Annotated in this window: 18 protein-coding genes; 5 read left to right on the top strand and 13 right to left on the bottom strand. The window is 55.4% G+C overall.

The window, feature by feature from the left end:
* Positions 1 to 53: 53 nt before the first annotated feature.
* From H8K27_RS06635 to H8K27_RS06625, 3 genes are read right to left on the bottom strand one after another with little or no spacing between them, the layout of a single operon-like run.
* Positions 54 to 1,193 carry a CaiB/BaiF CoA transferase family protein gene (locus H8K27_RS06635; protein WP_186862382.1) on the bottom strand — a complete coding sequence of 380 codons (1,140 nt, stop codon included), beginning with the start codon at positions 1,191 to 1,193 and terminating at the stop codon, positions 54 to 56.
* Positions 1,194 to 1,250: 57 nt separating this feature from the next.
* Positions 1,251 to 2,393, bottom strand: coding sequence for an acyl-CoA dehydrogenase family protein (locus H8K27_RS06630; RefSeq protein ID WP_230418987.1), 1,143 nt, complete (start codon positions 2,391 to 2,393; stop codon positions 1,251 to 1,253).
* Between the two features lie 18 nt (positions 2,394 to 2,411).
* A complete protein-coding gene (locus H8K27_RS06625; RefSeq protein WP_186862381.1) occupies positions 2,412 to 3,596 on the bottom strand; it encodes a lipid-transfer protein in 1,185 nt (394 codons plus the stop codon).
* Positions 3,597 to 3,858: 262 nt separating this feature from the next.
* Between H8K27_RS06625 and H8K27_RS06620 the strand changes: the two genes are divergently transcribed.
* The gene (locus H8K27_RS06620) at positions 3,859 to 4,494 is read left to right on the top strand and encodes a TetR/AcrR family transcriptional regulator (protein WP_186862380.1); all 636 of its coding nucleotides are present in this window, start codon (positions 3,859 to 3,861) and stop codon (positions 4,492 to 4,494) included.
* 80 nt (positions 4,495 to 4,574) lie between these two features.
* Here the strand turns inward: H8K27_RS06620 and H8K27_RS06615 are convergent, their stop codons facing one another.
* Positions 4,575 to 5,471: a dihydrodipicolinate synthase family protein gene (locus H8K27_RS06615; RefSeq protein ID WP_186862379.1), complete on the bottom strand. Its 897-nt coding sequence runs from the start codon at positions 5,469 to 5,471 to the stop codon at positions 4,575 to 4,577.
* A gap of 359 nt (positions 5,472 to 5,830) precedes the next feature.
* On the opposite strand from H8K27_RS06615, the gene H8K27_RS06610 reads away from it, so the two are divergent.
* The 3 genes from H8K27_RS06610 (at position 5,831) to H8K27_RS06600 (ending at position 8,111) form a co-directional block, all read left to right on the top strand.
* Positions 5,831 to 6,109 carry a metal/formaldehyde-sensitive transcriptional repressor gene (locus H8K27_RS06610; protein WP_186862378.1) on the top strand — a complete coding sequence of 93 codons (279 nt, stop codon included), beginning with the start codon at positions 5,831 to 5,833 and terminating at the stop codon, positions 6,107 to 6,109.
* Between the two features lie 67 nt (positions 6,110 to 6,176).
* On the top strand, positions 6,177 to 7,088 hold the full coding sequence (locus tag H8K27_RS06605) for a nickel/cobalt efflux transporter (RefSeq protein ID WP_186862377.1): 912 nt from the start codon (positions 6,177 to 6,179) through the stop codon (positions 7,086 to 7,088).
* Between the two features lie 36 nt (positions 7,089 to 7,124).
* Entirely contained in the window at positions 7,125 to 8,111 is a 987-nt protein-coding gene (locus H8K27_RS06600) for a VTT domain-containing protein (RefSeq protein ID WP_186862376.1), read from the top strand.
* On the opposite strand, the gene H8K27_RS06595 is transcribed toward H8K27_RS06600, so the two are convergent.
* From H8K27_RS06595 to H8K27_RS06585, 3 genes are all read right to left on the bottom strand, one after another.
* Positions 8,086 to 9,648 (bottom strand): FGGY-family carbohydrate kinase, encoded by a 1,563-nt coding sequence (locus H8K27_RS06595; RefSeq protein WP_186862375.1) that lies wholly within the window; start codon positions 9,646 to 9,648, stop codon positions 8,086 to 8,088. The genes H8K27_RS06600 and H8K27_RS06595 overlap by 26 nt on opposite strands.
* Before the next feature lie 238 nt (positions 9,649 to 9,886).
* Positions 9,887 to 11,506 (bottom strand): glycerol-3-phosphate dehydrogenase/oxidase, encoded by a 1,620-nt coding sequence (locus tag H8K27_RS06590; protein WP_186862374.1) that lies wholly within the window; start codon positions 11,504 to 11,506, stop codon positions 9,887 to 9,889.
* Positions 11,503 to 13,122 (bottom strand): FAD-binding oxidoreductase, encoded by a 1,620-nt coding sequence (locus H8K27_RS06585; protein WP_186862373.1) that lies wholly within the window; start codon positions 13,120 to 13,122, stop codon positions 11,503 to 11,505. The genes H8K27_RS06590 and H8K27_RS06585 overlap by 4 nt, the downstream gene beginning before the upstream one ends.
* A gap of 124 nt (positions 13,123 to 13,246) precedes the next feature.
* On the opposite strand from H8K27_RS06585, the gene H8K27_RS06580 reads away from it, so the two are divergent.
* Complete coding sequence (locus H8K27_RS06580; RefSeq protein ID WP_186862372.1) at positions 13,247 to 14,293, top strand: AraC family transcriptional regulator; 1,047 nt, start codon at positions 13,247 to 13,249, stop codon at positions 14,291 to 14,293.
* Between the two features lie 225 nt (positions 14,294 to 14,518).
* Here the strand turns inward: H8K27_RS06580 and H8K27_RS06575 are convergent, their stop codons facing one another.
* The 6 genes from H8K27_RS06575 to H8K27_RS06550 form a co-directional block, all read right to left on the bottom strand.
* The gene (locus tag H8K27_RS06575) at positions 14,519 to 15,967 is read right to left on the bottom strand and encodes a mannose-1-phosphate guanylyltransferase/mannose-6-phosphate isomerase (protein WP_186862371.1); all 1,449 of its coding nucleotides are present in this window, start codon (positions 15,965 to 15,967) and stop codon (positions 14,519 to 14,521) included.
* A gap of 72 nt (positions 15,968 to 16,039) precedes the next feature.
* Positions 16,040 to 16,804 carry an isoprenyl transferase gene (locus H8K27_RS06570; protein ID WP_186862370.1) on the bottom strand — a complete coding sequence of 255 codons (765 nt, stop codon included), beginning with the start codon at positions 16,802 to 16,804 and terminating at the stop codon, positions 16,040 to 16,042.
* A 318-nt stretch (positions 16,805 to 17,122) separates the two neighbouring features.
* Positions 17,123 to 19,129 carry an exodeoxyribonuclease V subunit alpha gene (gene recD / locus H8K27_RS06565; protein ID WP_230418985.1) on the bottom strand — a complete coding sequence of 669 codons (2,007 nt, stop codon included), beginning with the start codon at positions 19,127 to 19,129 and terminating at the stop codon, positions 17,123 to 17,125.
* Positions 19,122 to 22,739, bottom strand: a complete 3,618-nt coding sequence (gene recB / locus H8K27_RS06560; RefSeq protein WP_186862369.1) for an exodeoxyribonuclease V subunit beta — start codon at positions 22,737 to 22,739, stop codon at positions 19,122 to 19,124. The genes recD and recB overlap by 8 nt, the downstream gene beginning before the upstream one ends.
* On the bottom strand, positions 22,736 to 26,164 hold the full coding sequence (gene recC / locus H8K27_RS06555) for an exodeoxyribonuclease V subunit gamma (RefSeq protein ID WP_186862368.1): 3,429 nt from the start codon (positions 26,162 to 26,164) through the stop codon (positions 22,736 to 22,738). Before recC ends, recB begins: the two co-directional genes overlap by 4 nt.
* 236 nt (positions 26,165 to 26,400) lie before the next feature.
* Positions 26,401 to 26,937, bottom strand: a complete 537-nt coding sequence (locus tag H8K27_RS06550; protein WP_176802166.1) for a response regulator transcription factor — start codon at positions 26,935 to 26,937, stop codon at positions 26,401 to 26,403.
* Between the last annotated feature and the right edge of the window lie 17 nt (positions 26,938 to 26,954).

Raw genomic sequence — 26,954 nt, 5'->3', positions numbered from 1 at the left:
TGGGGAATCAGGCATTTTTAACGGATACTCCCCTAAAAAAACCAGAGCAACGCTCAGCGCAGCACAGCAACAGCCAGCGCGGCGGGGATACCCCAGTCACGCAGGATTTCTGCACTCTGTTCGCCCGGCTTGGCCGGAGGTCTGCTGATCTGCGCTGGCGTCCGGCTGAAGCGCGGTGCCGGTGCCGGCTGAACCACGCCTGCGACCTCGGTGAAGTTCCGGCGTTGCTGATTATGCGGATGGGATGGCGCCTCGCCCATGTCCAGCACCGGCGCAAAACAGATATCGGTTCCTTCCATGATGGCGCACCATTCGGCCCGGCTGCGGCTGGCAAAAATTGCGCCGAGCTTTTGTTTCAGTTCAGGCCAGGCAGCGACTGACATCTGCTGTTGAAAAGCCGGGTCAGTGACTCCGGCTGATTTCAGCAGCAGTGCGTAGAACTGTGGCTCGATCGCGCCGACCGAGATGAATTTACCATCCGCACAGGTATAGGTATCGTAAAAATGTGCGCCACCATCCAGCAGATTGGCGCCGCGCTGATCATGCCATGCGCCATAAGCGCGAAAGCCATACAGCATCGCGCCCAGCAACGCCGTGCCATCAACCATAGCGGCATCAATCACCTGCCCTTTGCCGGATTGCCTGGCCTCCAGTAATGCGCAAACCACGCCGAATGCCAACATCATGGCGCCGCCGCCAAAGTCACCGACCAGATTCAGTGGCGGCGGCGGCGGCCCGTCTGGCCGGCCCATGGCATGCAGCATGCCGCTGAGAGCGATATAGTTCAGGTCATGTCCGGCAGCCTGCGCCAGCGGCCCATCCTGCCCCCAGCCGGTGATGCGGCCATACACCAGACGCGGATTATGCTGCTGGCAGACATCGGGCCCCAGTCCCAGCCGCTCCATCACACCGGGGCGGAATCCTTCGATCAGCGCATCCGCTTTCGTCACCAGTTCCAGCAGCACCTGTACCGATTCCGGCTGCTTCAGATCCAGCGCCAGCGAGCGCCGCCCGCGTGCCATCACATCGCAGGCAGTACCCAGCATCGGAAACGGATTATTTTCGCCCGGGCGCACCGGACGATCAATGCGGATCACTTCCGCCCCCATGTCAGCCAACATCATGCCCGCAAACGGACAAGGGCCCAGCCCGACCATTTCAATGATCCGGATTCCGCTTAATGGTCCACTCATGCCTGATCTCCATTCATTGGCAACTGCACTGATTCATCCGCTTGTCCGCAAACCGGCTTACAGCGAACGGGCAATGATCTCTTTCATGATTTCATTCGCGCCGCCGTAAATCCTTTGCACACGGGCATCGGCATACATGCGGGCAATCGGGTATTCCAGCATATAACCGTAGCCGCCGAACAATTGCAGACACTGGTCGATCACCTTGCATTGCAGATCGGACAGCCAGTATTTGGCCATCGACGCCAGCTCGGTATCCATGCGGCCTTCCATCATGTCGGCGATGCAGCGGTCGATGAAAGTGCGCGCAATCGTCGCCTCGGTCTTGATTTCTGCCAGCACAAAGCGGGTATTCTGCATCTCGATCAGCGCCTGTCCAAATGCCTTGCGCTGGCGGACATGCTCGACGGTGAGCTGCAAGGCGCGCTCGATCGCCGCTACTGCGGAAACGCCGAGTATCGTGCGCTCATAAGGCAATTCCGTCATCAGCTGGCGAAATCCCTCCCCCTCAACACCACCGAGCACGGCATCTGCCGGCACCAGGACATCATCAAAAAACAGCTCGCAGGTATCCTGCCCTTTTTGTCCAATTTTTTCCAAAATCCGGCCCACTTTAAAACCAGGACAATTCCGGGTTTCCACCAGCATCAGCGAGATGCCTTTCGCTCCGGCGTCGGGCGAAGTCTTGGCAACCACCACGATCAGGTCTGCCAGGTAACCATTTGAAATAAAAATTTTCGATCCATTGATCCGGTAACCTGCTTCACTGCGCAGGGCGGTACTGCGAATGCCTTTCAGATCCGACCCGGCACCCGGCTCCGACATCGCAATCGCTGCCACCATCTCTCCGCTGGCCAGCAGAGGCAGGTATTTTTGTTTCTGCGCTTCGGTTCCCTGATTCAGGATGTAATGCGCGACTATGGCGTGAACATGAATGCCGAAAGCCATATCTCCGGCATAGGTCAGTTCTTCAAAAACGACAGCCTGATGCGCAAAGCTGCCGCCGGAGCCGCCGTATTCCACCGGAATATCGGCCAGCAGCATGCCCATTTCGCCGCCCTTGTGCCAGAGTTCGCGATCCACATGCTGTTGCTGACTCCAGCGCTCCTGATGCGGTGCGACTTCGGCCGCGACAAACCGCCGTATCGCATCGCGGAAACCTTCCAGTTCAGCATTCATCCAGGGTGAAGTGTAGTGCATGACGTACTCGCTTTCTGATCAGGACTGACGGTACATGGTGACGACGCAGGCGCCGCCAAGACCCAGATTGTGCTGCAACGCGATCTTTGCGCCGCTGACCTGGCGCGCCTCTGCCGTACCACGCAGCTGATGGGTCAGTTCGTAGCATTGCGCCAGCCCGGTCGCACCCAGCGGATGTCCTTTCGACAGCAGGCCGCCGGAAGGATTGGTCACCACCTTGCCGCCATAGGTATTGTCACCATCATCAATAAATTTCTCGGCACCGCCCTCGGCACATAACCCGAGCGCTTCATAGGTAATCAGTTCATTGTGTGCAAAACAGTCGTGCAACTCGACCACATCCAGTTCATCCGGCCCGATGCCGGTCTGCGCATAGACCTGCGCTGCTGCGCGCTGGCTCATACCGTAACCGACGACCTGCATCATGTCGTCCGATTCAAACGTTTCCGGCGTGTCGGTCGTCATCGCCTGCCCGGCGATATAAACCTGCCGGTTCAGCTGATGCGCCTGCGCGAATTTTTCAGACACCAGTACCGCAGCGGCGGCACCGCAGGTCGGCGGACAGGCCATCAGACGGGTCATGACGCCGGGCCAGATAACCGGCGCATCCAGCACGTCTTCCGTGCTGACAATCTTACGAAACAAGGCCAGCGGATTATTCGCCGCATGGCGGCTGGCTTTCGCCCGGATTTTGGCAAAAGAGGCCAGCGGCGTACCAAATTTCTGCATATGCGATAAACCGGCACCGCCGAAATAACGCAATGCCAGCGGAATCTGCGACATGCCGACCAACTTGTCGGTCACCGCATCAAAAGCATCAAACGGGCTGGGCCTGTCCTGGAATACCGATCCCAGCGCCCCCGGGCTCATCTGCTCAAAACCAAGCACCAGCACGCAATCGGCCGCACCGCTGGCAACCGCCTGACGCGCCAGAAACAACGCCGTCGATCCGGTCGAACAATTGTTATTCACATTCACCACCGGAATACCCGTCATACCAACCTGATACAAAGCCTTTTGTCCCGCAGTCGAGTCGCCATACACATAGCCGGCATACGCCTGTTGAATCGCGGCATACGTGAGTCCGGCATCCTGCAGCGCCAGCCGCGCTGCGCTAGCCCCCATCTGATCATAACTGGCGCTGGTGCCTGGCTTGGCAAAAGGGATCATACCGACCCCGCACACATAAACTCGCTGATTCATACTGTCTCCGGAATAAATAATTATCTGATCAGAGCTCACACAAAACTGCCCCGGCGTTATTGCTTCTGTTTCACCCTGGCCGGGCCAGATGCCCGGTTCACGACATCCCGCCTGAACCGCACAATATTGCGCAAGTTCTGCAAAGATTTAAACAAACACAAAAAATAGGTCAACCGACCAACAGACAAAAATTATAGGTCAACCGTACTATTTGTCAACAACTGTGGGATAATTTCACCCTCCGCAATCACTGGCACCCGCCATGCCCGACGCCCTGCAAACCTCGCTGAAAAGCAAGCTGTCCAACACCACAGAAAAAGGCATGGAAAGAGTGAATGCCATTCTGTCTGCGGCACGCACAATTTTTGCAACGGAAGGATATGCCGGATTGTCCATGCGCAAGGTCGCCACGCAGGTTGGCATCAGCTTAAGCAATGTTCAGCATTACTACCAGAGCAAAGACCTGCTGATTGAAGCCGTGCTGCTGATGACGATGAATACTTTTCAGGAAAAACTCGATCACATCACCCATCCTGCAGCAGCCACTTCACGCGTGATGCAGCTGGGCTCGGCGATTGATATGTTTCTGGAAGAATTAACCGACCCGCTGACGCATGGCCTGTTTTTTGAACTGTGGGCGCTGGCAGCACGCAATGACTTTGCTTCGGAGCTGATGGATACCATGATCAGCCGTGAGCGCAAAGCCATTTACAAGCTGATCCGCGGTATGAATCCAGATATCAGCGATGAAGAATACATGCAGCGGGCCGTGCTGATTGTCGCTCAGGTAGAAGGCATCATGCTGTTCCGCTACCATCGCCATGCGCAGAAAACAGAAATGCGGTCGGTGTTCACCGCGTTACGCAACCGCGTGATTCAGCTTGCCACGGCTCCCTGAGATGCCGTGGCAAGTTTCGCCTTACCGGCAAAGCACTGCTGAAAACGAACATCAATCCATATCACTTCCGAGTAACGCACTCAGGCGACATCCGGCAATTGCGGGCGCTGCCGCAATGCTTCAGTCACCACGGCCAGCACCCGTTCCCGCTGCGCACCATCCAGCGGCAGACGCGGTGCCCGGACACGTTCACTGGATTGCGTCACCAGTGCCTCAACCAGTTTAATGTTCTGTACCAGATAGGTGGATACATCCAGATCCAGCAAAGGTCTGAACCAGCGGTAGATCTCCAGCGCCTCCGCATAACGTCCTCCCCGGATCAGACGGAAAATCGCCACCGTCTCATGCGGAAAAGCAACCGCCAGCCCTGCCACCCAGCCAACTGCCCCAGCCGTCAGCGCTTCAAATGCCAGATTATCCACGCCGGTCAGCACATCGTAACGCCGCCCGAGGCGACGGATAATTTCCGTGGTGCGGCGGATATCATCCGAAGATTCTTTGACTGCCACAAACCGCGCATCGTCGGCCAGTTCTTCCAGCATATCGGTTGTGACGTCGACCCGGTAAGCCAGCCGGTTTGAGTAGATCATGACCGGCAGATCAGCTGCCGCCGCAACCGCGCGCAATGCGGTTACCGTTTCCCGGTGATTGCTGTGATAAATCGTACCAGGCACCACCATCAGACCGTCAGCGCCAGCGTGCGCCGCCTTCTCCGCCAGCACACAGGCGTCCCGGGTTGCCGCCTCTGCCACGGTCAGCAGCGCGGGACGATGTCCGGCAACTTGTTTTGCCAGCTTCAAGACTTCAATCCGTTCCGCATGAGAAAGCAACGGCCCCTCACCCAGAGAGCCGCAGGCAATTAAGCCGTCGCAGCCCGCCTGCATCAGATAATCAAAGCAACGTTCCATCTCCTTCAAATCCAGCGCATCGTCCGGAGTAAATTTGGTGGTGACCGCGGGAATGACTCCTTGCCACATATTTTTGCCCTGCTTTCTCCGGTATTCCGGTGTATGAATGTTATTCAGACCAGTGTTCCAGCCATCGGCTTATTGCCGTCTTATACGTTGTGTCAGGCACGTTATGGACCGACACGGTAACCAGACTGGACTGAAAGACATTGTAGTAACCGACACAGTCCTGCGTCTTGACCTCTGTAAGCGATGCAAGCATTGAAATCGGCATAGTCAGGAAATGGAACTCTGCTGAGCCCGTACAGAAAGTCACACAGCAACCGGCTCTTTCCGATTGCGGTGCAGTACATCCAAACAGGCGGCAGACAAATTGTTCCGGACAAGGTAAAATATAGGATACCCCCCTATACTATTTTCACCATTATATGAGCCACATCAGTAAAGACAAACAAAAACTGCTGAACCGTGTCCGCCGGATACGGGGACAGATTGATGCCATCGAAAGAACACTGGAAGAAGACAAAGGCTGTATGGAAGTATTGCAACAGATCAGCAGTTGTCGCGGTGCGATGAACGGTTTGCTGGCTGTCGTGCTGGAAGACCATATCCGCGCCCATCTGACAGAAACTGTGCAGGAAGATGCTGCCCATGGCGGCGATGCGAAAGAGATTCTGATTGAAGTGGTGAACAGTTATTTTAAATAGCCCCAACGACGCTCCAAAAACACTGGTGCAGTATTTCCCCTGTATTTTTTAATCCTTACCCAAGACAATGACTGAATTTTCCACACTGCTGCAACAAGGTGCAGCGAATGCCTGGCTTTTTATTCCGAGTGCCATCCTGCTTGGCGCATTACACGGACTGGAACCGGGGCACTCAAAAACTATGATGGCTGCGTTCATTATTGCCATACGCGGCACCGTGACTCAGGCAGTTTTGCTGGGACTGGCAGCTACTTTTTCCCATACGCTGGTGGTGTGGGTGATTGCACTGGCGGGGCTGTATTTCGGTCAACATAGCAATCTCGAAACCACAGAATCTTATTTTCAGACGCTGTCCGGTGTTTTGATTATCGGTGTCGCATTGTGGATGATCTGGCGCACCTGGCGTGACCAGCACCATCATCACGACCACGACCACGACCACGACCACGACCACGACCACGACCACGACCACGACCACGACCACGACCACGACCACGACCACGACCACGACCACGACCACGACCACGACCACGACCACGACCACGACCATCAGGATGGTAGCAGCCATGTGCATACTGTAAAGCTGAATCATGACGATTATCAGGATGCGCATGAACGGGCTCATGCCCGGGATATTGAACGCCGCTTCAGCAACCGCAGCGTCACCACCGGGCAAATCGTGATGTTTGGACTGACCGGCGGACTGGTGCCATGCCCGGCGTCGATCACCGTCCTGTTACTCTGTCTGCAACTGAAGAAAATCGCGCTGGGTGCCACGCTGGTGCTGTGTTTCAGCATTGGGCTGGCGCTGACGATGGTGATGTCGGGCGTGATTGCGGCGCTGAGTGTGCGACATGTCTCGCGACACTGGAGTGGTTTTGGCCAGTTTGCCCGGCGCGCTCCCTATTTTTCAGGCGCGCTGATGCTGGCAGTGGGTTTCTATGTCGTGCTGACCGGACTGCAGACACTGTTAAAATAAGCCGTCCACTCCTCTCTCTGAAAGCCCTGCGCCATCATGACTCCCGGCTGGTTTAATGATTTGCTGCTGCACAATCACCAGTTACTGGTGTTCGGCAATGTCCTGTTGCAACAGCTGGGACTGCCGGTGCCGGCCGTTCCCACCATGATGCTGAATGCGAGCCGCATGTCGTCGCTATATGGACTGGCATCGCTGCTTGGCGCAGCTGTCGCGGCATCCTTGCTGGCGGATCTGGCCTGGTATCAGGCGGGCAAAATATTCGGTTACCGGGTGTTGAAATTTCTGTGCAAGATGTCGATCAATCCCGGCTCTTGTGTCAATCAGACAGAAATCCGGTTTGCGCGCTGGGGCATGTGGTCGCTGGTGGTCGGTAAATTCATACCAGGGTTTTCAACCGTGGCGCCGCCGGTGGCAGGTGCCATCGGCATGTCGCGTGCCAGATTTTTGCTGGCATCGGCCATCGGTGCCGCCCTGTGGGCCGGGCTGGCGCTGTTTGCCGGTTACGCGCTGCAGGCGCAGATAGAGGCGGGCATAGCCCTGCTGTCCGCCCACGGAATCAAAATCATCGCGGTGTTCGTGCTGATTCTGGCAGGCTGGCTGTGTTGGAAAATCTGGCAAAAACACCGCTTTGAGACATTGGCCAGCATCCCGCATATCAGCGCCAATGAATTACTGCAGTTAAAGCTGCTCGGCCAGATGCCGCAGGTGATTGATCTGCGCAGCCATGCACTGATCCGGGAAACCGGCGTTTTTCCTGACGCGCTGGTCACCCATGCCAGCCATGTCGGCGAACTTGCCAGCCAGCTGGATCAAGGACAAGCCATCGTCACCTTTTGCGCCTGCCCGGCCGATGCCGGTGCGATTCAGGCAGCCCATGCGCTGCAACGGCTTGGGTTTACAGATGTGCGTCCGCTTGAGGGCGGTTTTGAAGCATGGAGCCAGCTGGCGGCGACACATCCGGGCCTGCTGATACCGGTAGCTGCCAGCGTTTATTCGCTCAATGCATTTTCGGATAACCGGTGATGTGCTGGATTTCCTTGTATAAAGGCTGTAAGCGGGCATACATTTTCTGGTAGACGCGGTGATACAGCTCATTGTAAATCTGGTGATGATGCGCAATCGGCTCAAAAGTCCTGCCGATGCGGGTCATCGCGCGGATAGCCGAATCAAAATCCGGATAAAAACCCAGTCCCACCGCTGCGTCGATCGCCGCTCCCAGACCGGATGTTTCATAGACGTGCGGGCGGGATGTCGGCAAGCCGAAGATATCGGCAGTCAGCTGCATGGCCGCATCGCTTTGTGAACCGCCTCCGGATACGCGCAACTCGGTCACTGGCACTCCGCTGCGTTTTTCTATGCGCTCCTTACCGTCCCGCAAGGCATAGGCCAGACCTTCCAGAATGGCCCGGTAGACATGCGCTCTGGTGTGGACATCGCCAAACCCGATAATGGCCCCTTTGGCTTCGGCACCCGGTATCTTGATGCCCGGTGTCCAGTAAGGCTGCAGCATCAGCCCCATGGAACCGGGCGGTACGGTGTTGACCAGTTCATCAAATAATTCCTCTGCCAGAACGCCCTGCTGTGCCGCCTGAGATTGCTCTTGATGGCCGAATTGCTCCTTGAACCAGTTGACCATCCAGTAGCCACGAAAAATCTGCACCTCCGTGCTGTAGTAACCGGGAATAGCAGCCGGATACGGCGGGATGAACGAGGTCACCTCCAGATATTTCCGGCTGGTGGTATTGATGGTGGCGGTCGTGCCATAGCTAAGGCAGCCGATATGCGGCTGCTGACATCCGGCACCGATCACCTCGCAGGCTTTGTCCGCCGCTGCAGCGAGCAACGGCGTCCCGGCCGGTATGCCGGTGGCGGTGGCGGCATCACCGTGGATATGCCCGATCAGGCTGCCCGGCGCCACCAGTTTTGGCAGGGTCGATGCGCGGATTGCGAGTGCCTGCCATTTCCAGTCGAGCTTGCCGGCCCATTGCAATTTCTTATAATCAAACGGCAGATAAGCCACCTGCGAACCGGTCGAGTCGGTCAATTCACCGCTGAGCCGGTAATTCAGATAGCCCGACAGCAGCAGTACATGCGCAGTCTTGTCCCAGATATCCGGCTGATGGGCTTTGATCCAGTTAACCTCTGCCTCGCCCCTGAAATAATTGATGGTGCTGGATACCCCCGCCAGCCGGAACGCTGCCAGCCAGACCGGATGCACTGGCGGTACAGTATCCGTACGACGCTGATCCAGCCAGGTAATCGCGGGGCGCAACGGCTGCCCATGCTGATCCAGATTGACCACTGTACCGCGCTGCGTAGTGACCGCCACACCGCTGACCAGTGCCGGGGATATCTGGTGGTTTGCCCACAAGCGCTGACATGCCGTGCAAACCGCCTGCCAGTAATCCTCCGGATGATGCTCCGCCCAGCCGGGATGATCCGAAAAATAGGCCTCCAGATGAACCTGGGAACGGGCCACAATATTTCCCTGCAAATCAAACAGAATTGCCCGCACACTTTGCGTGCCGTTATCAATCGAGAGGATGTATTGTCCGGACATGATGCTCCTGTATCGTCAGAACTGACGCAGAACCAATCTGACATATGACCTGACGTTGTACTCCCGTCATGCCGTATCAGGTTTGTGCTGCCCACGGCACATCGTCTATGAGCGTGCTGTGCATCAGTCTTTTTGTTATTGTCGGTGATTGTCTGTAATCGTTTTAATTATTTTTTCCTGCACTGGCCCGCGAGGTGATGCTGAGTCTGCCGCCAGCCGTCATGCACTTTTCACTGAATCAGTCTGCATCTGGCACCGCTGGCAAACCCGGTGGCAGGGAATAATTCCTTTGCCATAACTCCTGATAAGCATGCTGCTGCGTTTCCCATTGCTTATCACTCCAGTGCAATTCAGGCTGGCAAATCCGGCGGATGCGCGGCATGTGCGCCATACCGCCTGCCGCTGACAGCAAGCCAAGGCGGGTACGGCGCAGCATCAGGTCTTCCAGGTGCATGACTGATTCATGCCGCGCCGCCCAGCGTAATTCCACCCACAGGGTATCGGTTCCGGAAACCCGCTCCAGTTCTCCATCCTGCGCGCAGTCCAGAATGTATTTGGCCTGCCGGCCGTAGCGACCTTGCAGGCGTTGCCAGACGGATTCGCTGACACCATACCCTGCAATCGGCCGCAACCCTGCCGCTGATACATTCTCCTGCCTATGTTCTGTATAACGCCAGTCTGGCAGAAGGGTTGCCACGTGACGCAGCACATCCAGTGCAATCAGACGGAAAGTAGTCAGTTTGCCGCCCGCAACGCTGATTAAGCCCCTTTCCTGCCAGACGGCATGATCGCGCCCTTCCCTGGACGGATCTGCCTTGCCGCTACCAATCACCGGACGCACTCCGGCATAAGTCGAAACAATATCCCCGGTACCGATCTGTAAGGCCGGAAACTGCCATTGCAATGCCTCCATCAGATACAGCACCTCGTCTTTGGTAATCGATGCCTCCTGCTGCAAATCCTCACGGTGGTCGACATCCGTGGTACCGACCAGTGTCGCGCCTTCCCACGGGAACATGAATACCGGTCTGCCATCGCGGGGATGCATGAGACTGACCGCCTGCGCCACCGGCAGCCGCCACGACGGAAAGACCAGATGGCTGCCACGCAGAGGGCGGATATGTTGATCAGCAGCCGGAAGCCGCAAACGGTCAGCCCAGACGCCGGTTGCATTCACAACTGTCTTTGCCTGAATCCGGTAACACCTGCCGTCCAGCGTGTCTTTCAGCAACGCGCCGCTGGCTTGCTGACCGGTATAGCAGATCTCCTCCACTGCGAGATAATTCAGCGCACAGGCTCCGGCGTCGCTGGCTTCCTGCAGTACCCGCAGCACCAGCCGTGCATCATCGGTCTTTGCATCGTCATAGCACAGACCACCTTTCAGTTTGTCTCTGCTGATCCCCGGCACCAGCATCAGAAATTCGCTGGCGGAATAATAGTGCCGCCCACGCTGACCCGCCATGCGGTCATACAGCGCCAGCCCCAGCGAAAACAGCCAGCGTCCGGGCTTCCGGCCTGCGTAATCAGCAAAAGCAAAACTCTGCAGATCAACCAACCCCGGCATGTCACGCAACAGGCGTTGCCGCTCCTGCACAGCGTCGCGCGTCAATGACCATTTGCCTTCACTCAGGTAACGCAGGCCGCCGTGCACCAGTTTAGAAGAACGGCTGGAAGTGCCCCAGGCAAAATCACGCTGTTCCACCAACAGCACTTTCAGCCCACGACGTGCCGCTTCCAAGCAGATTCCGGCACCGGTAATGCCACCGCCAATCACCAGCACATCCCATTGTGGTTCCGGTGCAGTCTGACCGCTATCCAGCACAGCCTGCCGCCTTGCCTGCCAATGCTCCTGATTCATAGGATGACTCCGTCAGAAACGGGGGTGGTCAGCAATTTCCCCGGGTTCATCAGCCCCTGTGGATCGGCTGTCGAAAATACCTGACGTAACGCCTGCATTCCCGCCGCCCCCTTTTCCGCCTGCAGATAAGGCGCATGATCGCTGCCGACTCCATGCTGATGGCTGATGGTTCCGCCATGCATAACGATCGTTTGCGAAACGGCATGCTTCATTTTTTTCCAGCGCGCCAGATCGGTTGCGTAATCGCCGCTCAACCGGAATACAAATGTGGTGTAGACGCTGGCACCTTGCGCATACAGATGCGACAAATGGGTATAGGTGTGAATCCGTTCCCCGTCCTCTGCTAGCGCATCAGTCGCGGCCTGTTCAACTGCCTGCATCATCTGTTTGACAACAGGCCAGTTACAGGCCGTTTCCACGGTATCAATCGCGTATCCCTGCTGCCAGAGCGTATTGCGCAGATAGACATTCTGAAATCGTCCCTGTTTCCATTTTTTTCCCATGTATTGCCCGACCGTTATCCCCCTCTGCACATGCGCCAGTTTCATTGCCCGGCGGATTGTCTGCCTGACTGTCGCACGGTTTCCGCTGGCACCCAGCAACAAGAGGCATTTCTGCTCACCGCAGCCGCGCCAGCGCAGGTATTTTTCCAGCCAGCCAATCAGACCCGCATGGCCGGCCAGTGCCAGGCTGGTCGTGGTTTCCAGCGGGTTCGACAAACGCAGCATCGACAGCGGCAGTTTTTCCTGCACCATGCTCCGGACCGCAGCCTGAGCAGAATCCCAATCGGGAAAAAACACGCCGTGAAACTCTTCGCATTCCGGCAGGCGGCTGACCCTTACGGTCGCTTCCGTCAAAATACCTAAGCGTCCTTCCGATCCCAAGACCAGCTCCCGCAAGTCGGGACCTGCCGCCGAGGCGGGAAATGCTGGCAGATACCAGCTTCCCGCAGGTGTTTCCAGACGACCACCGGCAAATAACTGCTCAATCCGTCCGTACCGCAAGGACTGTTGCCCCGATGAGCGGGTCACCACCCAACCGCCCAGTGTGGAATATTCAAATGATTGCGGGAAATGCCCCAGCGTGTAGCCCTGCGCACGCAATTGCGCCTCCAGGTCTGGCCCGAACACACCAGCTTCAAATGTCGCCAATTGCGACTCCCGGTCCAGATGCAGCAGACGCCGCATGCGCCGGGTACTGATACTCAATACCGGCTGCGTTGCAGGGGGTATCGTCAGATGTCCTGCCACACTGGTCCCGCCACCATGCGGAATCACGATCACCTGATGGCGGGCCGCATAATTGAGCAGCTCCCTGACCTGTTCTGCATTTTCCGGAAACGCGACCCCATCCGGCACCCTGTCAATACGCCCGTAACGCAGCTGCAGCCAGTCCGGCAGGCTCTGTCCCAGGCTGTGGCGAATCCGCTCTGCAGGATTGATGCTGATCAGGATGTGCGGCTCCAGACGACTTTCCGGAACCTGCAGACAGACTTGCTGCAGATCAGCATCCTGCAACGGCTTTCCCTCACCAATTTTTTCTGCGAGAAAATACAAGGCTTCCGGACTCAGTTTCTGCTCCACGGAGTCATCCCCCCAACCATTCCAGCGCCGCATACCATCTCCTTTGAATGAACACCGGGAGCCATCCCGGAATAACTCTCTTGTTATACTTGCCGCCAAGATTAAGAAAATCGCCGGATTTTGTATTGTGTTTTCATGACAGGGAAATTGCTGAAACATGCCACTGCCGTCTATACCGACAGCGCCCGCCCGATCTGAGGGGCGTGTTGCCATTGCTTATGTGCAGCCGATTCTGGAATTGCTGCGTGAGCGCAGCTGCGACCTGGCCGCACTTGCCGAGATGGCTGGGTTGCCGGGCAACTGGCTCGATACCGCACCGGACAGCATCAGCACCGGCACTTATCTGCGTCTGCTCGACAGCGGGGCGGCACTTTGCAATGATCCACACTTTGGCTTGCATGCAGGGGAACGCTTCCGGCTGGGGACTTACAATGTGTACGGCATGATTCTGATGTGCTGTAAAAATTTCGGCCAGGCATTTCAGCAAACCATGCGCTACGAGGGGCTGGCACATGATCTGGGACGTTCATCGCTGGATATCCGTGGCGAGACTGCCCGATACCAGTGGCACAGTCATTTCCCGGATGCCTCCCGCCATCTGGCAGAAAGTGTGTTTGCCGGAATACGTGTATTCGGACAGTGGTTTGCAGGCACGGACCTGCCTCCTGTTCCTGTGTATTTTACCCATCCGGCTCCCGAAGACCTGAGCGAGCATCATCGTTTATTTGGTGAGTTGGTCTATTTTGATGCGCCGGTGAATCATGCCAGCCTGCCATCAGACCTGTTAAGCTGGCCCGTACCCAATGCCGACGCCAGTATGTACCCGGTCTTGCAACAGCATGCGGAATTGCTGTTGCTGCAAAAACAGCAGGCAGCGCAAAGGGAGGACATCGTCAGCCAGGTACGTTCGGTCATCCTGCGTCATCTGGCGCAGGATCAGGCGAGGCTGGCAGATATTGCCGTGGAACTGAATATGAGCCAGCGCACCCTGCAGCGCAAACTGACGCAGGCTGGCATTCCGTATCAGCAACTGCTGGATCAGACCCGCCAGTCGCTGGCTGAAAATTATCTGCGCCAGCACCATCTGAGCCTGGCCGAAATTGCTTTTCTGCTGGGTTATCAGGAACAAAGTGCTTTTCAGCACGCATTTCGCGAATGGACGGGCGTTACCCCCAGAGCCTTTCGCAGCAGGCTTGAAAAATAAACGCAAGCCAAAGCCCCGTACACCTGTCTTCGATAGCACATCACAAAAAAATACGGAGCAAGGACAATTGCCTTGCTCCGTATCGTTCATTCAGGACGGTGGTCAGTCCGCGTTAGCAGACCCGACTCACCTCACTGCCGTCATACATATCGGTTGTATGTACAGCAGCTGAGATGGATCATATCAAACGATCATGACGCCGCAATGACATACATCAACCGGTGACTATTTTTTTGTCCTGCCATAAAAATCATCAAAGCGCACAATATCGTCTTCACCGAGATAACTGCCCGACTGCACCTCAATAATTTCCAGAGGAATGGTGCCCGGATTGGCAAGCCTGTGCACTTCTCCGAGCGGGATATAGGTTGACTGGTTTTCAGTCACCAGACTGACTTTGTCACCGCAGGTGACTTCTGCCGTACCGCGTACGACGATCCAGTGTTCCGCACGGTGATGATGTTTCTGCAGGCTCAGACTGGCACCTGGCTTGACCTGAATACGCTTGACTTTGAAACGCTCTTCTTCATCAATGCTGTCATACCACCCCCATGGACGATGCACTTTCCGGTGCAACGTATGCTCTGTTCTTTTCTGCTCACCAAGCATGGATACAATCGCTTTCACATCCTGACTCCGGTTGCGGTCTGCCACCAGGACGGCATCCGGCGTTTCAATCACAATCAGATTGCTGACGCCAACCGTGCTGACCAGTCTGCCGGAAGAATAAATCAGGCTGTTTCCGGTATCCGTCTGCAGCACGTCACCGTGGCAGACATTTCCTTGCGGATCCTGATTCCCGGTCTGCCATACCGCATCCCAGGCTCCCAGGTCATTCCAGCCTGCATTCAAGGGAATCATGCGAATTGGTAGCGCAGACGCAGGACACTGCTCCATGACCGCATAGTCAACCGACTCGGCAGGAATCTGCCGGAAAGCGGCCTCTGCCGGCCGTATGAACTGCGCATCGGAGCTGCGTCCCTGCCAGGAAATCTCCGTCGTCTCAGCAATATCCGGACGGAATTGCTGTAATGCCTTCAGCCAGGTACTGGCACGCAGGACAAACATGCCACTGTTCCAGGCATATTCGCCGCTGTCGAGATAATGCCTGGCAGTGATTGCATCAGGTTTTTCTTCGAACTGCCTGACCGTATATTCACCGTACAAGCCAGCCGCGCCATCATGCCGTATATACCCGTAGCCAGTCTCCGCCCTGTCAGGCGTGACTCCCAGAATGACGATATCTCCCGATTGAGCCGCCCGCACACTCTGCCGCAGAGCTTCCCTGAAAGCATCCGGATCACCGACCGTCTGATCTGCCGGTGTAACAACCAGTACCGGATCATCCCCTTCTGCCATCGATGCCAGTGCAGCCAGCGTGAGTGCCGGAGCGGTGTTTTTCCCGACAGGCTCCAACAGCAGGCTGGCAGAAACATTTTTCAATTCACGTAGCTGATCGAGCGCCAGAAAACGATGTTCTTCATTGGTCACAATCAGAGTCTGTCCAATCTGAATGTCCTGTGCAGCGATATCATTCACACGCTGTACCGCTTGTTGAAACAGGCTGTCTTTTCCTGATAACACCAGAAACTGTTTAGGAAATCCACCCCGGGATAAAGGCCACAGACGGGTACCAGAACCGCCGCAAAGAATAACCGGAGCAACTTTAATCATTGATTATTTTCCCAATAAAATAAATGCAGACGCTTTAGCTGGACATGACAACAACTGGCCGTTCAGATCGCACTACTTCTCGACAGCAACCCCTTCCTGGACCAGCTGTTCGCTGGTACGACCGAACCGGCGCTCTCTTTTCTGGTAGGAGAGGATGGCTTCATCAAGTGAATCTGCGTCAAAATCCGGCCAATAGGTGTCCGTGAAAAAGAACTCGGAATAGGCCATTTGCCACAAGAGAAAATTCGATATCCGCGCTTCTCCGCCAGTGCGGATCAGCATATCCGGAGGAGGTGCATACGACATGGACAAATGTTCAGACAGCATCTCTTCTGTAATCTGCCCCGGTTGCACACCGGACCTGAGCAAGGCATTGCAGGCATTCACAATATCCCAGCGCCCGCCATAATTGGCGCAGATCGTCAGCGTCAGCCGGGTGTTGGCGGCAGTTTTCTCTTCTGCATCATGAATCAGCTTTTGCAAATCCTCATCGAAGCGCGCGATATCCCCGATCACTTTGAGCCGGATATTATTCGCGCACATATTCTTGATTTCACCGACCAAAACCTTGCGGAACAGCTTCATTAACAAGGACACTTCATCCGCTGGCCTGCGCCAGTTTTCGGAGCTGAACGCAAACAGGGTCAGATACTCCACACCGCGATTCACACAAGCCTCGACGACTTTACCAACTGTTTTAACGCCTTTCGTGTGGCCGGCAAAACGGGGCAAAAACCGCTTCTTAGCCCAGCGTCCGTTGCCATCCATAATAATAGCGATGTGCCGGGGAATGTTTTTCCCTGCGATCCCGGTGAATTCCTGTTTCTGTTTGCTCATACTGTTCACATTTGCATTCACTATCTTATCGGCCATAATTACTTTGAAGATAATGAATTGATTGATTTTTTTCCTGATCCGTTCTGTCTGAGCAAATCAGACAGAACGGAGAAATGATATTTCTGTTGTCCGGACAGGCAGACCAAATCCTGTACCCGGCGCGACCTTAGTTGCTTTTGAAGTAACTTTCAAGCCTCCTGAAATTATAAAGACTTTCAACTGGATCTATATCGGAATCTGCACGGTATCTGCCGGATTGTCCCGCAATTCCCCCTCCGACGGCATCGCATTCCTGATCCGGCAGGAACAGGAATGCCTTCAATGCAATTCGTGCAACATTTCCTGCAATCCGCCGATCCGGTGTGTCTGATGTTCTATGGCATACCGCAGCACAGCGGCAGATGCGGCAATCAGAGTGAAATATTTTCTGGCGCGGGTAATTCCGGTGTACACCAGTTCACGGGTCATGACAGGATTTACTTCTGCCGGCAATACCATGGCTGCATGAGTGAACTCTGAGCCCTGGGATTTGTGAATCGTCATCGCAAATGCCGTCTCCACATGACGCAGCCGGGATGTCAAAACCTGCCGGACCCGTTCCCCGTCCAGAAAATATACCCGCATCACCTCCGGCCTGACTCTGTCCGGCAGGGTCAGGCCGATATCACCGTTAAATACGCCGATGCTGTAATCATTCTGCATCACCATCACAGGCCTGCCGGCATACCATTCATGACGGCGACGAATCAGTCCTTTGGCATCCAGATATCTTTCAATCGCCTGATTCAGACCGGATACGCCCCATTCCCCGTCCCTGACGGCGCATAACAGGCGAAACGATTCAAATGCGCGGATAACAGCCACCACCCATGCATGGAATTCTGCTTCACTGATCATTCCATGATCAGAATCTGGCTGTTGTGCCAGCAGCGAGAGATATTCCTGATAGCTGCCAGATGCCCCCTCTCTTCCGGCGAAAGCGAGTTCTGCAATACCTTCCGGTTGCAGATGCTCTTTCCAACATAGCTCCTGATCAGTTTTTTGCCGCAGACATGCCAGCGCTGCTCCTGCATCGCTCCGGTTCACCGCCTGCGCCAGCGCACCGATCTCACCGCTGAAGCGCCTGCTGTGTTTCAGCATGACTGTCTGCTGCGCCAGCGGACTACCCTGACCTGCATCGTTTAATGTCAGGCGCTGGCCACTGGCTGCGTCGATATAGGCGATGGTTTCAGGCCGATACGCTCCAGCGCCTGCTTCACCGCATAAATCTCCCAGCACAGCACCGGCTTCTACCGAAGCGAGCTGGTCTTTGTCTCCGAGCAAAATCAGTGTTGTATTTGCCGTCAGCGCGTCCAGCAGGCTGGTCATCATTTCCAGGTGCACCATGGATGCCTCATCCACAATCAGGACGTCAATGTCCAGCGGATTACCCGCGTGATGGCGAAATGCACGTGTATCGGGGCGGGCGCCAAGCAGGCTGTGCAAGGTACGTGCAGGACCGATCTTACGGGTCATCTCCGGCAGCGGCAGTGTGTCGCCCAGCTTGAACACCAACTCTGCCAAAGCACCATCAATAGATTGCTTCAGTCGTGCCGCGGCTTTCCCGGTCGGCGCTGCCAGCGCAATGCGCAATTGATCCGGTGCACCGGAAATCGCAGATAACAATGCCAGCAAACGCGCCACCGTGTAAGTTTTTCCGGTGCCAGGCCCGCCTGTAATGATGGCAAAACGGCTGCGAACGGCAACCGCGCAAGCCACCTTCTGCCAGTCAGTCTCTCTTCCGGCACTCCCGGAAACATCAAACAACAGGTCCAGCCATTTCCGTACTTTTTCCGGTGACACAGGCAGCTGGGTGAAAACGCGCTGCTTTAACGCGGCAGCAATCGCCATCTCGTAACGCCAGTAACGACGCAGATACAAACGCTTCTGATCCAGCACCAGCGGCTGCTGCCGGTCCTGCTGTACATCAGTCACAAAAATCTGCTCACACTGGATGGCAAGCTCCCGCCATGCGTCAAACCCGTCAGGAAAATCCAAGTTCTCCGTGATGGCATGCCAGACTGCGTCACTCCACCCCAGCAGGCCGGGGGAAGTGGCGGAGATCGTGTCCAGCGGCACACAGCTGTGTCCATGTGCTTCCATTTCGCTTAAGACCGCTGCCGCCAGCAGCAGTCTGGCATCATGCAAACCAAGGTCCATCAGGAATTGCACAAAAGCGGCAGTCAGATGGCGCACCGTCCCTTGAGCACTCTGATATCGGAAACGGATCAATAAATCACTGGAGGAAAGCGGCATACGATTCAAATCCATTCTTTCTTTATTCATGATGCATCAGCTGGTCCAGCCTCTCCGGCAACCCGTTGTCCGCAGGCAGGCAGTAGCAGCCACGTGTTTCCTCATTACCGAGTCCGCGCAAAAAGAAAAACAGTGCGCCGCCCAGATGCTGTTCCGGCACATAGCCCTCTCCGAGACGCACACGCAGCAGACGGTGCAGCGCCAACATATAGATCGCCCCCTGCACATCATAGCGATGTGCAGCCATGGCACCTGCCAGCGCAGCCTGTGTGTAGCTGCCATCGTTACCGCCCAGTTGATTGGACTTATAGTCAAGCACCCAATACTTCCCTTCCCACTCAAACACCAGATCGGCAAAACCCATCAGCAAACCCTGCATGCGTTTTTCACTCAACGCCTCTCTTGTCACACCTGGCAGGAAAAAATCCCGGCAAAGTGTATCCATTTCCCGGGTATTGAATTTCTCGCACGGAAACCAAAATTCCATTTCCGGTATATATGCCCTCAATTCCGACAAACTGGCATTTGTTGATCCCAGCTTTGTCTGCACGATTGCTTTCAACCAACCGGAGAGATCATCGGAATGGTGACTCCATCCGGCACGCTGGCAGCGGGCCGCCAGCCTGACATCGAAATCACTCGCCACAACGTTGCCAAACCCATCGTTACCCACCCACTCCAGCTGCGCATGCAGAAACTGTCCGGGCAGAACACCACGGGGAAAACGATGCCAGGCTGCCGGCGATGTTTCAATCTGCTGCGGCACCTCTTCATCCTCCAGCAGCCTGCGATCCTGATGACGCAACGGGACACTGCCCGTGCTACCCGCCAAGGTTCTGGTCATGGCGGAGAAACTGCCAATCGTCCAATCCTTCTCGACAGTACCGGTATAAGCTGGCAACGTGACATAAGTTGGCTGCGCAACCACATCTTTCAGCAAACTCAGCCCCGGCACAGACTCATTGATGGTAATAGCGATCTCACGACAATCGCCCTGCATGTTCCGCAATCCTTCAACCAGATGTGCAGCAGGCAATACAGTCTCGCCAGCCAGCAGATAACCTAATGCTGACTCATGGATTTTATTCTGGTTGGACGCCACGCCGAGCCACACCGTGTGCACGGAACGGGTCAGTGCGACATACAACAAACGCAGGTCTTCCTCCCTTCGGCGCTGGTTGGCAGCAGACAAGGCCTCTTCTGACAAATGCAGATCAATTTTCCGCATACCGCCTGCATCGGTGTAATCAATAAAACTGCGGTTCATCCTCGTCACTATTCTGGTGGAAACGGCAAACGGCAGATACACCAGCGGATACTGCAAGCCTTTTGATTTATGCACTGTGATGACTTTGACCAGGCACGCATCACTTTCCAGACGCAGAATATGTTCATCAGAGGCCGTATCTTCAGCGGCAATCTGCTCAGCCAGCCAGCGGATCAGCGCCAGCTCGCCATCCAGCTGCAGACTGGCACTTTCGAGCAGTTCCGCCAGATGCAGCAGATTCGTCATGCTGCGCTCACCGCCCGGCTGGTTCAACAACTTTGCAGGCAATTCCAGGTCATGAATGAAATGCCGGATCGCAGCCAGAACACCCTGGCGCTGCCAGATGCCCTGTAAGGTTTTCAACTGCTCTGTCCTCAAATCCCAGGCTTCGTCATCGGAAGCCAGGCGTATCAGTTCGGGCACGCTCAGCCCGGCGGTTCGGGTCGCATAGGCGGCACGTCCGGTTCCGGTATCCAGAGGATAGGCAAATGCACGCAGCCAGCGCAGGACATCACTGGCCTCCTGACTGTTGAGCACCGAGTCCTGATCCGATAAATACACACTGGCAACCCGGCGTTTCTGCAGCGCTGCACGTATCGCTTCCGCCTCATTCCGGTCACGGACCAGAACCGCGATATCAGCAGCCTGTAAGCGCTGGAAATGGCCGTCACGGTGAAAGCCGGTCGCAGCGCAATTCAGGCGCTGCACAATATGTTCAGCGCAGTGCTCTGCAAAAAACGACAGATATTCATCCCGCTTTAACTCTGGATTTTCCGTGACGAAAAAATTCAGTGCGTGTACTGCCTGCCCGTCATCCAGCAGGATCTCACTTTTTCCCGACGCTTTAACAGCTTCAAACGGTAACGGATCGTCGTCTCCGGTTCTGAAGCGGAAAGCACCGGCGCCAAACGCCGGATCGGTATGTCGTTCAGCATGCAGGAACAGATGGTTGACCGCCGTCACCAGCGCTTGCGTGGAACGAAAATTCGTCCCTAACAGATAATGCCGGCCCGCTGTCGCACGTCGTGCTGCCAGGTAACTGTGAATATCTGCGCCCCGGAATCCATAAATCGATTGTTTGGGATCGCCGATCAGGAATAAGCCCCGCTCCTGCAGATTATTGTGTACCTGATAGATCGCATCAAAAATCATGTATTGCGATGGCGAGGTATCCTGAAACTCGTCAATCATGGCAACCGGATACTGTTGAGCAATACGCTGTTGCAATGGTGCGCCATGCAGTCCCGTCAATGCCTGCTTTAAGCGTTCCAGCATATCGCTGAAACCGAATTGCCGCCGGTGGCTCTTTAACAGTTCCAGTCTTTGCTGAATGGCAGTCACTGCATGACGGCATAAGGCATGCCGCAAAGGCTCCAGCTGCTGCAAGGCCTGTGCAAGAGGAGCGATCCTGGCGAAGTCATCCGGGATCTGCGGACGATAATTTTTATTGCACGCAGCCAGCAAGGCTTCCGGTGTCAGTTTAGCGGCGATCTTGTCAAATCCTTCCGGCAAATGCTGATCCGGATCAAGCGCCCATGTCCTGAGATTGGTCAGACACTGATCAACTGTTTCCGGCTTCAGCGTCCTGCCATTGAATTGTTTGGGGGCGATCTCTCTCTGCGTCAGAAACCATGCCTGCATTTCAGTGGCAATATGATCCCAGCCCTGCTTAAGCACCTGCAGTTTTTTCCTTTGCCGGTCCTGGGTTTCGCGGAGAAACTCCTGTAATGAAGGATTTCCCGGCACATTCAGCATTGCCGCATGAGGCATCAGCTGACGCACCATTTTCATCAGTGCACCAACATCTTCCCAGACCTGACTGATCGCAGAAAAATCCTTGCTATCAAGCGGATAAACCTGCTGGCGCCAGTAATCGCGCACTGCATTTTCCAGCAGATCCGTTTCGTCACTCAGCAACTCTTCGTCAAACAAACAACCGCTATCGAACGCATGCTCACGCAACATACGCTGACACCACGCATCTATCGTGAACACGGCGGCACTGTCCATCGAATCCGCTGCCATCTGCAGCTGATAGGCGGCCTGCTGCCGCTGAGGCTGTGCATACCCAGCCAGCAACTGTTCCAGGAAGTCATCCGCTTCTTGATGCACATCTTCACGGAAATAGGAAGCAGCTTCGGCCAGACGTTGCCGGATACGGTCGGATAATTCACGGGTCGCCGCACGGGTAAACGTCATCACCAGAATCTCTGAAGGGTGCAAAGGGCGATAAAACCCCTCAGCTCCGCCATGCCCCAGCACCAGACGCAAATACAGGGCGGCGATGGTCCAGGTCTTGCCGGTTCCGGCGCTGGCTTCAATCAGGCGACTGCCATGCAGAGGAAAACTGACGGGATTGAGGCGATGTGTCATGCGGCCCCCTGTCCAGCCTGATCCGCATCTATTGGTGCCACGACGATTTCCTTTGCCCATAAAAAAAGCGGTTCGTACAAAGCGCGGCTGACCTGATCCCATTCGGCACAATTACTGATAGCCGCATAATCCGGCCAGATTCTGGCCAGATAAGGGTTGTTCACCTCCCCCCGCATCTGGATGCTGCCGTCATACACATCACGCGGGTTGGCTTCTGCGATATATGCGAGCGCAGTTTTACAGGCAACTGGCAACACCTCATTCATTCCGCGTTTCCAGTAAGTGATCAGCTGTTGCAATACAGAAGCCGCCTGCTCCGCAGGTACCGGCGCCATATACAACACAGCATCGCTGGCGACCAGATACGCTCCCGGTGGTGTGTCTGCCGCTGCGCCCAATAACAGGGACAACCAGATATCAATCAGTTTTTCGATACGCAGGCTGCCATCTTTCAGACAGATTTTTCCGGCTATCTGTTTTAAGAAAACAACCTGCTGCTGGTCTGTGCGCAAATTGTGCAGCCAGTCCGACAAATGTATCCCCTGCCAGAAAAAATCAGCAGCCCGCTTTTCGGCCGGATCAGGAAACTGCTGCATCAGACTAAGCCATGCCAGTTGTACAGGCAAGGCATCCTGCACCAGCTTTCGCTGCCATGCCTGACCGGCCCATCCTACCGGCAGTACGCCTTCCCGCTTCAGCTGCATTGCTTTCTGCTGCAAATGCGCCTCCAGTTCTGCAGGTTCTGATGGCAGCATGCTGTTATCAATCATTCGTTCATTGAGAAAATATTCCTGCAACGCATCCAGGCAGAGCGGCTCATCGGACTCGGTCTCCTGCACATGCTGATCGAAGATCACACCCAGGCGTTTCTGAAAAAAATAGGCGACCGGCTGCTTCAGAAACCGACCCAGTTCATCGGCTTTGAGGATAAATTCAGGGTCAATATCAACCGTCAGGTCAGAACAATCCTGAAGCTCTGAAACCTGCATTTCAGAAGATGCCGGCTGATATGCAGCACCCCACTCCCTGGCATAAGTCAGGGGACGTGTTTCGCTCTCAATGAAATATTGGCGGCTGAATGCCTGCATCGGATATGCCGTCGTGTGCCCGGACAAATTCATTGCCCAGCCAGTCGCGAGATATTCTCTGAACTGAGAAACCAGCACAGAAGGCGGTTGTTCTGAATTATCACGGATATGCTTGCCAACCCAGCTGATATAAAGCTTCTGGCGGGCGGACAAAATCGCTTCCAGCATCAGATAGCGGTCATCATCACGCCGGGAACGGTCACCCGGCCGCGCCATGCCCGGCAGCGCCAGCAAATCGAAATCCATCTGACTGGCGCGACGCGGGAAATCCCCTTCATTCATCCCCAGCAGGCAGACCATCTGAAACGGCATGGAACGCATCGGCATAAAAGTGCAGAACGTCACGCCACCGGAAATGAAGCGATGCGTCAGTGTGGATTCGTCCATCCCAGACAGCCAGGGTTCGCGAAACACCGCCAGCGGAACTGGCTCATCAAAGCCCGACTGCTCGCAGGCATGGAGCCAGTCTTCCAGTGCATCTTCCAGCCTGACCAGCAAAGCGCGGTCGGCCTCACCGGTCGCTGTAAAAAAAGTCTGCAGCAATTCCCGCGCCTGCGCAGCCCACTCTTCCGGCCGCCACGATTGCGCCAGTCTGCGCTGCCAGTCGATCAGTGCGGTCACCAGTTCGGCTAAACAACCTGCTTGCGCGGAATCCAGACCGGCAATTTCTGCATACGGTTCAATTCCCTGATAAGGCATTGCTGCGCCACTGGCATACCCCAACAGCATTCTCCTTAATCCAAACATCCAGGAATTCTGCTCACCGGCAGCGCCGAGCCCCAGTTCTGCACGATGTGCCAGATTCAGTCCCCAGCGTATGCCTGCACCGGCAATCCAGCGTTTCAGCAAGACGACATCTTCTGCTTCCAGCCCAAAGCGTCCGGCCAGCGCCGGGACTTCCAGCAAATCCATAATTTCTGTCTGCTGGCAGCGCTGTTGCGGCAAGCGCAGCAGCCATTCCAGCGCGACCATCAGCGGATGCGTTTTACGCTCAGACAAATCGCCGATTTCATAAGGTATATAACGGGCATCACTGTGCTTATATTGATCAAATACCGCCCGGATCGATGGTGTGAACTGTGCAATATCGGGCACCATGACAATGACATCCCGCGGGCGGATTGCTGGCGTGTTCTGACTGCCGAACTCGGACAATAAACGGTCATGCAAAATTTCAATTTCACGCTGCGCGCTGTGCGCGATGTGAAACTCGATAGACCGATCATCTTCAGCCACTCCGGCGCGGGGATGTTCTGCCATTGGCAGCAAATCCCTGACCGCAGCCTGCACCTGTTCCAGCAGAGTTTGACCACTGCCTTCCGAAAATAAATCTATTTTTAATTGCGGAAATCCGGCACGGGTTTCGCCAGCGTGATCAAAATCATCCAGCATACGGATAAAATCACGTCCCATCCTTCCCCAGCTTGCCAGCAAAGGATGCGCATGCGCATGCAGGTCTTCCAGCGGAATCAACGATAAATCCTGCTGATTCCGGTATGCCTGCCGCTTCATCTGCGACTTGAAGAGTTCGCGCCCGTCAATGATGTCACCCCAAAAATACTGGCAGGGATTCGGAATACCGAGAATCACCTGGGTATACCCCGACAAAGCGGATAATGCCTCCAGAGTCTGGCGCGATAAGGCAGAAATACCAAACAGAACAACACGCCTCGGCAAAGTTCCGTGCGGGGCATCATGGCGGAGTGCAGCTTCGATGAAGCGCTGATGCACATTCACCCGCCCCAGCAAACGCTGCTCCGGCGGTAAATCCTGCAAGATAGCCCGCCACAACGCGCTCTGCCAGCGCTGATCCTCGGTCAGTGGCTGTGTTTCACCATTCGCACGGCGCAGCTGATCCAGCCCCTGTGACCAGTCATGCAGCCAGTCGGTCCGGTAAACCTGATATAAATCCATCAGGTCTGCAATCCGCGATACGAGCTGGTAACGACGTTCAGCATCACCCATTGCCAGAAACTGCTTTAATCCGGCAAAGTCCGGCAACGCCAGCAATTCAGGGATCAGGCGCATCAGCCGCCAGGTCAGCGGCACTTTATCCAGTGAAGCGGTTTGCGGAATCTGTTCCCGTCCCAGCATGGTCCGGTAGATTGTCCACAAAAATCGTCCCGGTAATTCGATGCGGCTGGCGGCGCAAATATCGAAGTGTTCTGCCAGAGCGATCTTAAGCCATTCGGCAACCCCGTTTGACTGCACCAGGAAAATCTCTTTTTCCAGCGGTGACAAAGGATTCCTTCCAATCCACTCAAACACCGCAGAACTTAATTGTTCCAGCTGATTGCTATGCAAAATAATCAGACCTGGCTTGATAGTTGCAGACATAAATAAACCTTGGATATACGGATCAGCAGCCTGGCAGCAGCAGTCGCGCGCAGCACCAGACAATACGGACAGGCATCAGAATACGCTTTCATCTGGCTGGTATTGTCACATAAGTTGTCAAAACAAAAAAATAGAAATGACGATGCCGGGACTGGCAGACATGGTAAGCCTATCTGCGCGGGAAAAGGGTGCAGTATCAGATGGAATGCCGCACCGGAAAGCGCAGAAAGAAGTGTTTATCTGACCTGTTGTTTGCTGAGTTTGCGGGCGAGTGTGCGACGATGCATTCCCAAACGACGTGCCGCTTCCGATATATTGAAGTCGGATTCAACCAGCACTTCATGAATCCGTTCCCACTCCAGGGTTTTGATCGAGGTGGAGCGCGCCGTCAGCTCAGGCTCGGCAACCCCTGCAATGTGTCCGAATGCAGCTTCAATATCATCGGTATTAGAAGGCTTGGCGAGATACTGACAGGCCCCCAGCTTGACAGCTTCAACCGCAGTGGCAATGCTGGCAAACCCCGTCAGCACCACGATCAGCATATCGGGCACATGTTGACGCAGCAGCTGGACACAGGCAAGACCGGAAGCATTGCCGTTGAGCTTCAGGTCCACCACGGCATAGCGCGGAGCATGCTGTTTCAGTAAATTTTCTGCCGCATCCAGACTGTCGGCATGTAGGACCGTATAGTTCCGGCGTTCAAACGAGCGCGACAGCGTGCGGGCAAATGCAGTATCGTCTTCGATAATCAGCAGCAGACGATTGTCCGACATAATTCCAACCTTTTAAA

This window comes from Cognatundibacterium griseum (genome assembly GCF_014284195.1).
GTDB lineage: Bacteria > Pseudomonadota > Gammaproteobacteria > Burkholderiales > Burkholderiaceae_D > Undibacterium > Undibacterium griseum.
This window is presented reverse-complemented; position numbering and strand designations above follow the sequence as displayed.

Bases quoted from the DNA above. Each gene is read 5' to 3' on its own strand.
- recD (WP_230418985.1), bottom strand. From the start codon at position 19,129: ATGAATAAAGAAAGAATGGATTTGAATCGTATGCCGCTTTCCTCCAGT.
- H8K27_RS06635 (WP_186862382.1), bottom strand. From the start codon at position 1,193: ATGAGTGGACCATTAAGCGGAATCCGGATCATTGAAATGGTCGGGCTG.
- H8K27_RS06610 (WP_186862378.1), top strand. From the start codon at position 5,831: ATGAGCCACATCAGTAAAGACAAACAAAAACTGCTGAACCGTGTCCGC.
- H8K27_RS06600 (WP_186862376.1), top strand. From the start codon at position 7,125: ATGACTCCCGGCTGGTTTAATGATTTGCTGCTGCACAATCACCAGTTA.
- H8K27_RS06590 (WP_186862374.1), bottom strand. From the start codon at position 11,506: ATGAATCAGGAGCATTGGCAGGCAAGGCGGCAGGCTGTGCTGGATAGC.
- H8K27_RS06550 (WP_176802166.1), bottom strand. From the start codon at position 26,937: ATGTCGGACAATCGTCTGCTGCTGATTATCGAAGACGATACTGCATTT.
- recC (WP_186862368.1), bottom strand. From the start codon at position 26,164: ATGTCTGCAACTATCAAGCCAGGTCTGATTATTTTGCATAGCAATCAG.
- H8K27_RS06615 (WP_186862379.1), bottom strand. From the start codon at position 5,471: ATGTGGCAAGGAGTCATTCCCGCGGTCACCACCAAATTTACTCCGGAC.
- H8K27_RS06625 (WP_186862381.1), bottom strand. From the start codon at position 3,596: ATGAATCAGCGAGTTTATGTGTGCGGGGTCGGTATGATCCCTTTTGCC.
- H8K27_RS06570 (WP_186862370.1), bottom strand. From the start codon at position 16,804: ATGAGCAAACAGAAACAGGAATTCACCGGGATCGCAGGGAAAAACATT.
- H8K27_RS06620 (WP_186862380.1), top strand. From the start codon at position 3,859: ATGCCCGACGCCCTGCAAACCTCGCTGAAAAGCAAGCTGTCCAACACC.
- H8K27_RS06575 (WP_186862371.1), bottom strand. From the start codon at position 15,967: ATGATTAAAGTTGCTCCGGTTATTCTTTGCGGCGGTTCTGGTACCCGT.
- recB (WP_186862369.1), bottom strand. From the start codon at position 22,739: ATGACACATCGCCTCAATCCCGTCAGTTTTCCTCTGCATGGCAGTCGC.
- H8K27_RS06585 (WP_186862373.1), bottom strand. From the start codon at position 13,122: ATGCGGCGCTGGAATGGTTGGGGGGATGACTCCGTGGAGCAGAAACTG.
- H8K27_RS06605 (WP_186862377.1), top strand. From the start codon at position 6,177: ATGACTGAATTTTCCACACTGCTGCAACAAGGTGCAGCGAATGCCTGG.
- H8K27_RS06630 (WP_230418987.1), bottom strand. From the start codon at position 2,393: ATGCACTACACTTCACCCTGGATGAATGCTGAACTGGAAGGTTTCCGC.
- H8K27_RS06580 (WP_186862372.1), top strand. From the start codon at position 13,247: ATGCCACTGCCGTCTATACCGACAGCGCCCGCCCGATCTGAGGGGCGT.
- H8K27_RS06595 (WP_186862375.1), bottom strand. From the start codon at position 9,648: ATGTCCGGACAATACATCCTCTCGATTGATAACGGCACGCAAAGTGTG.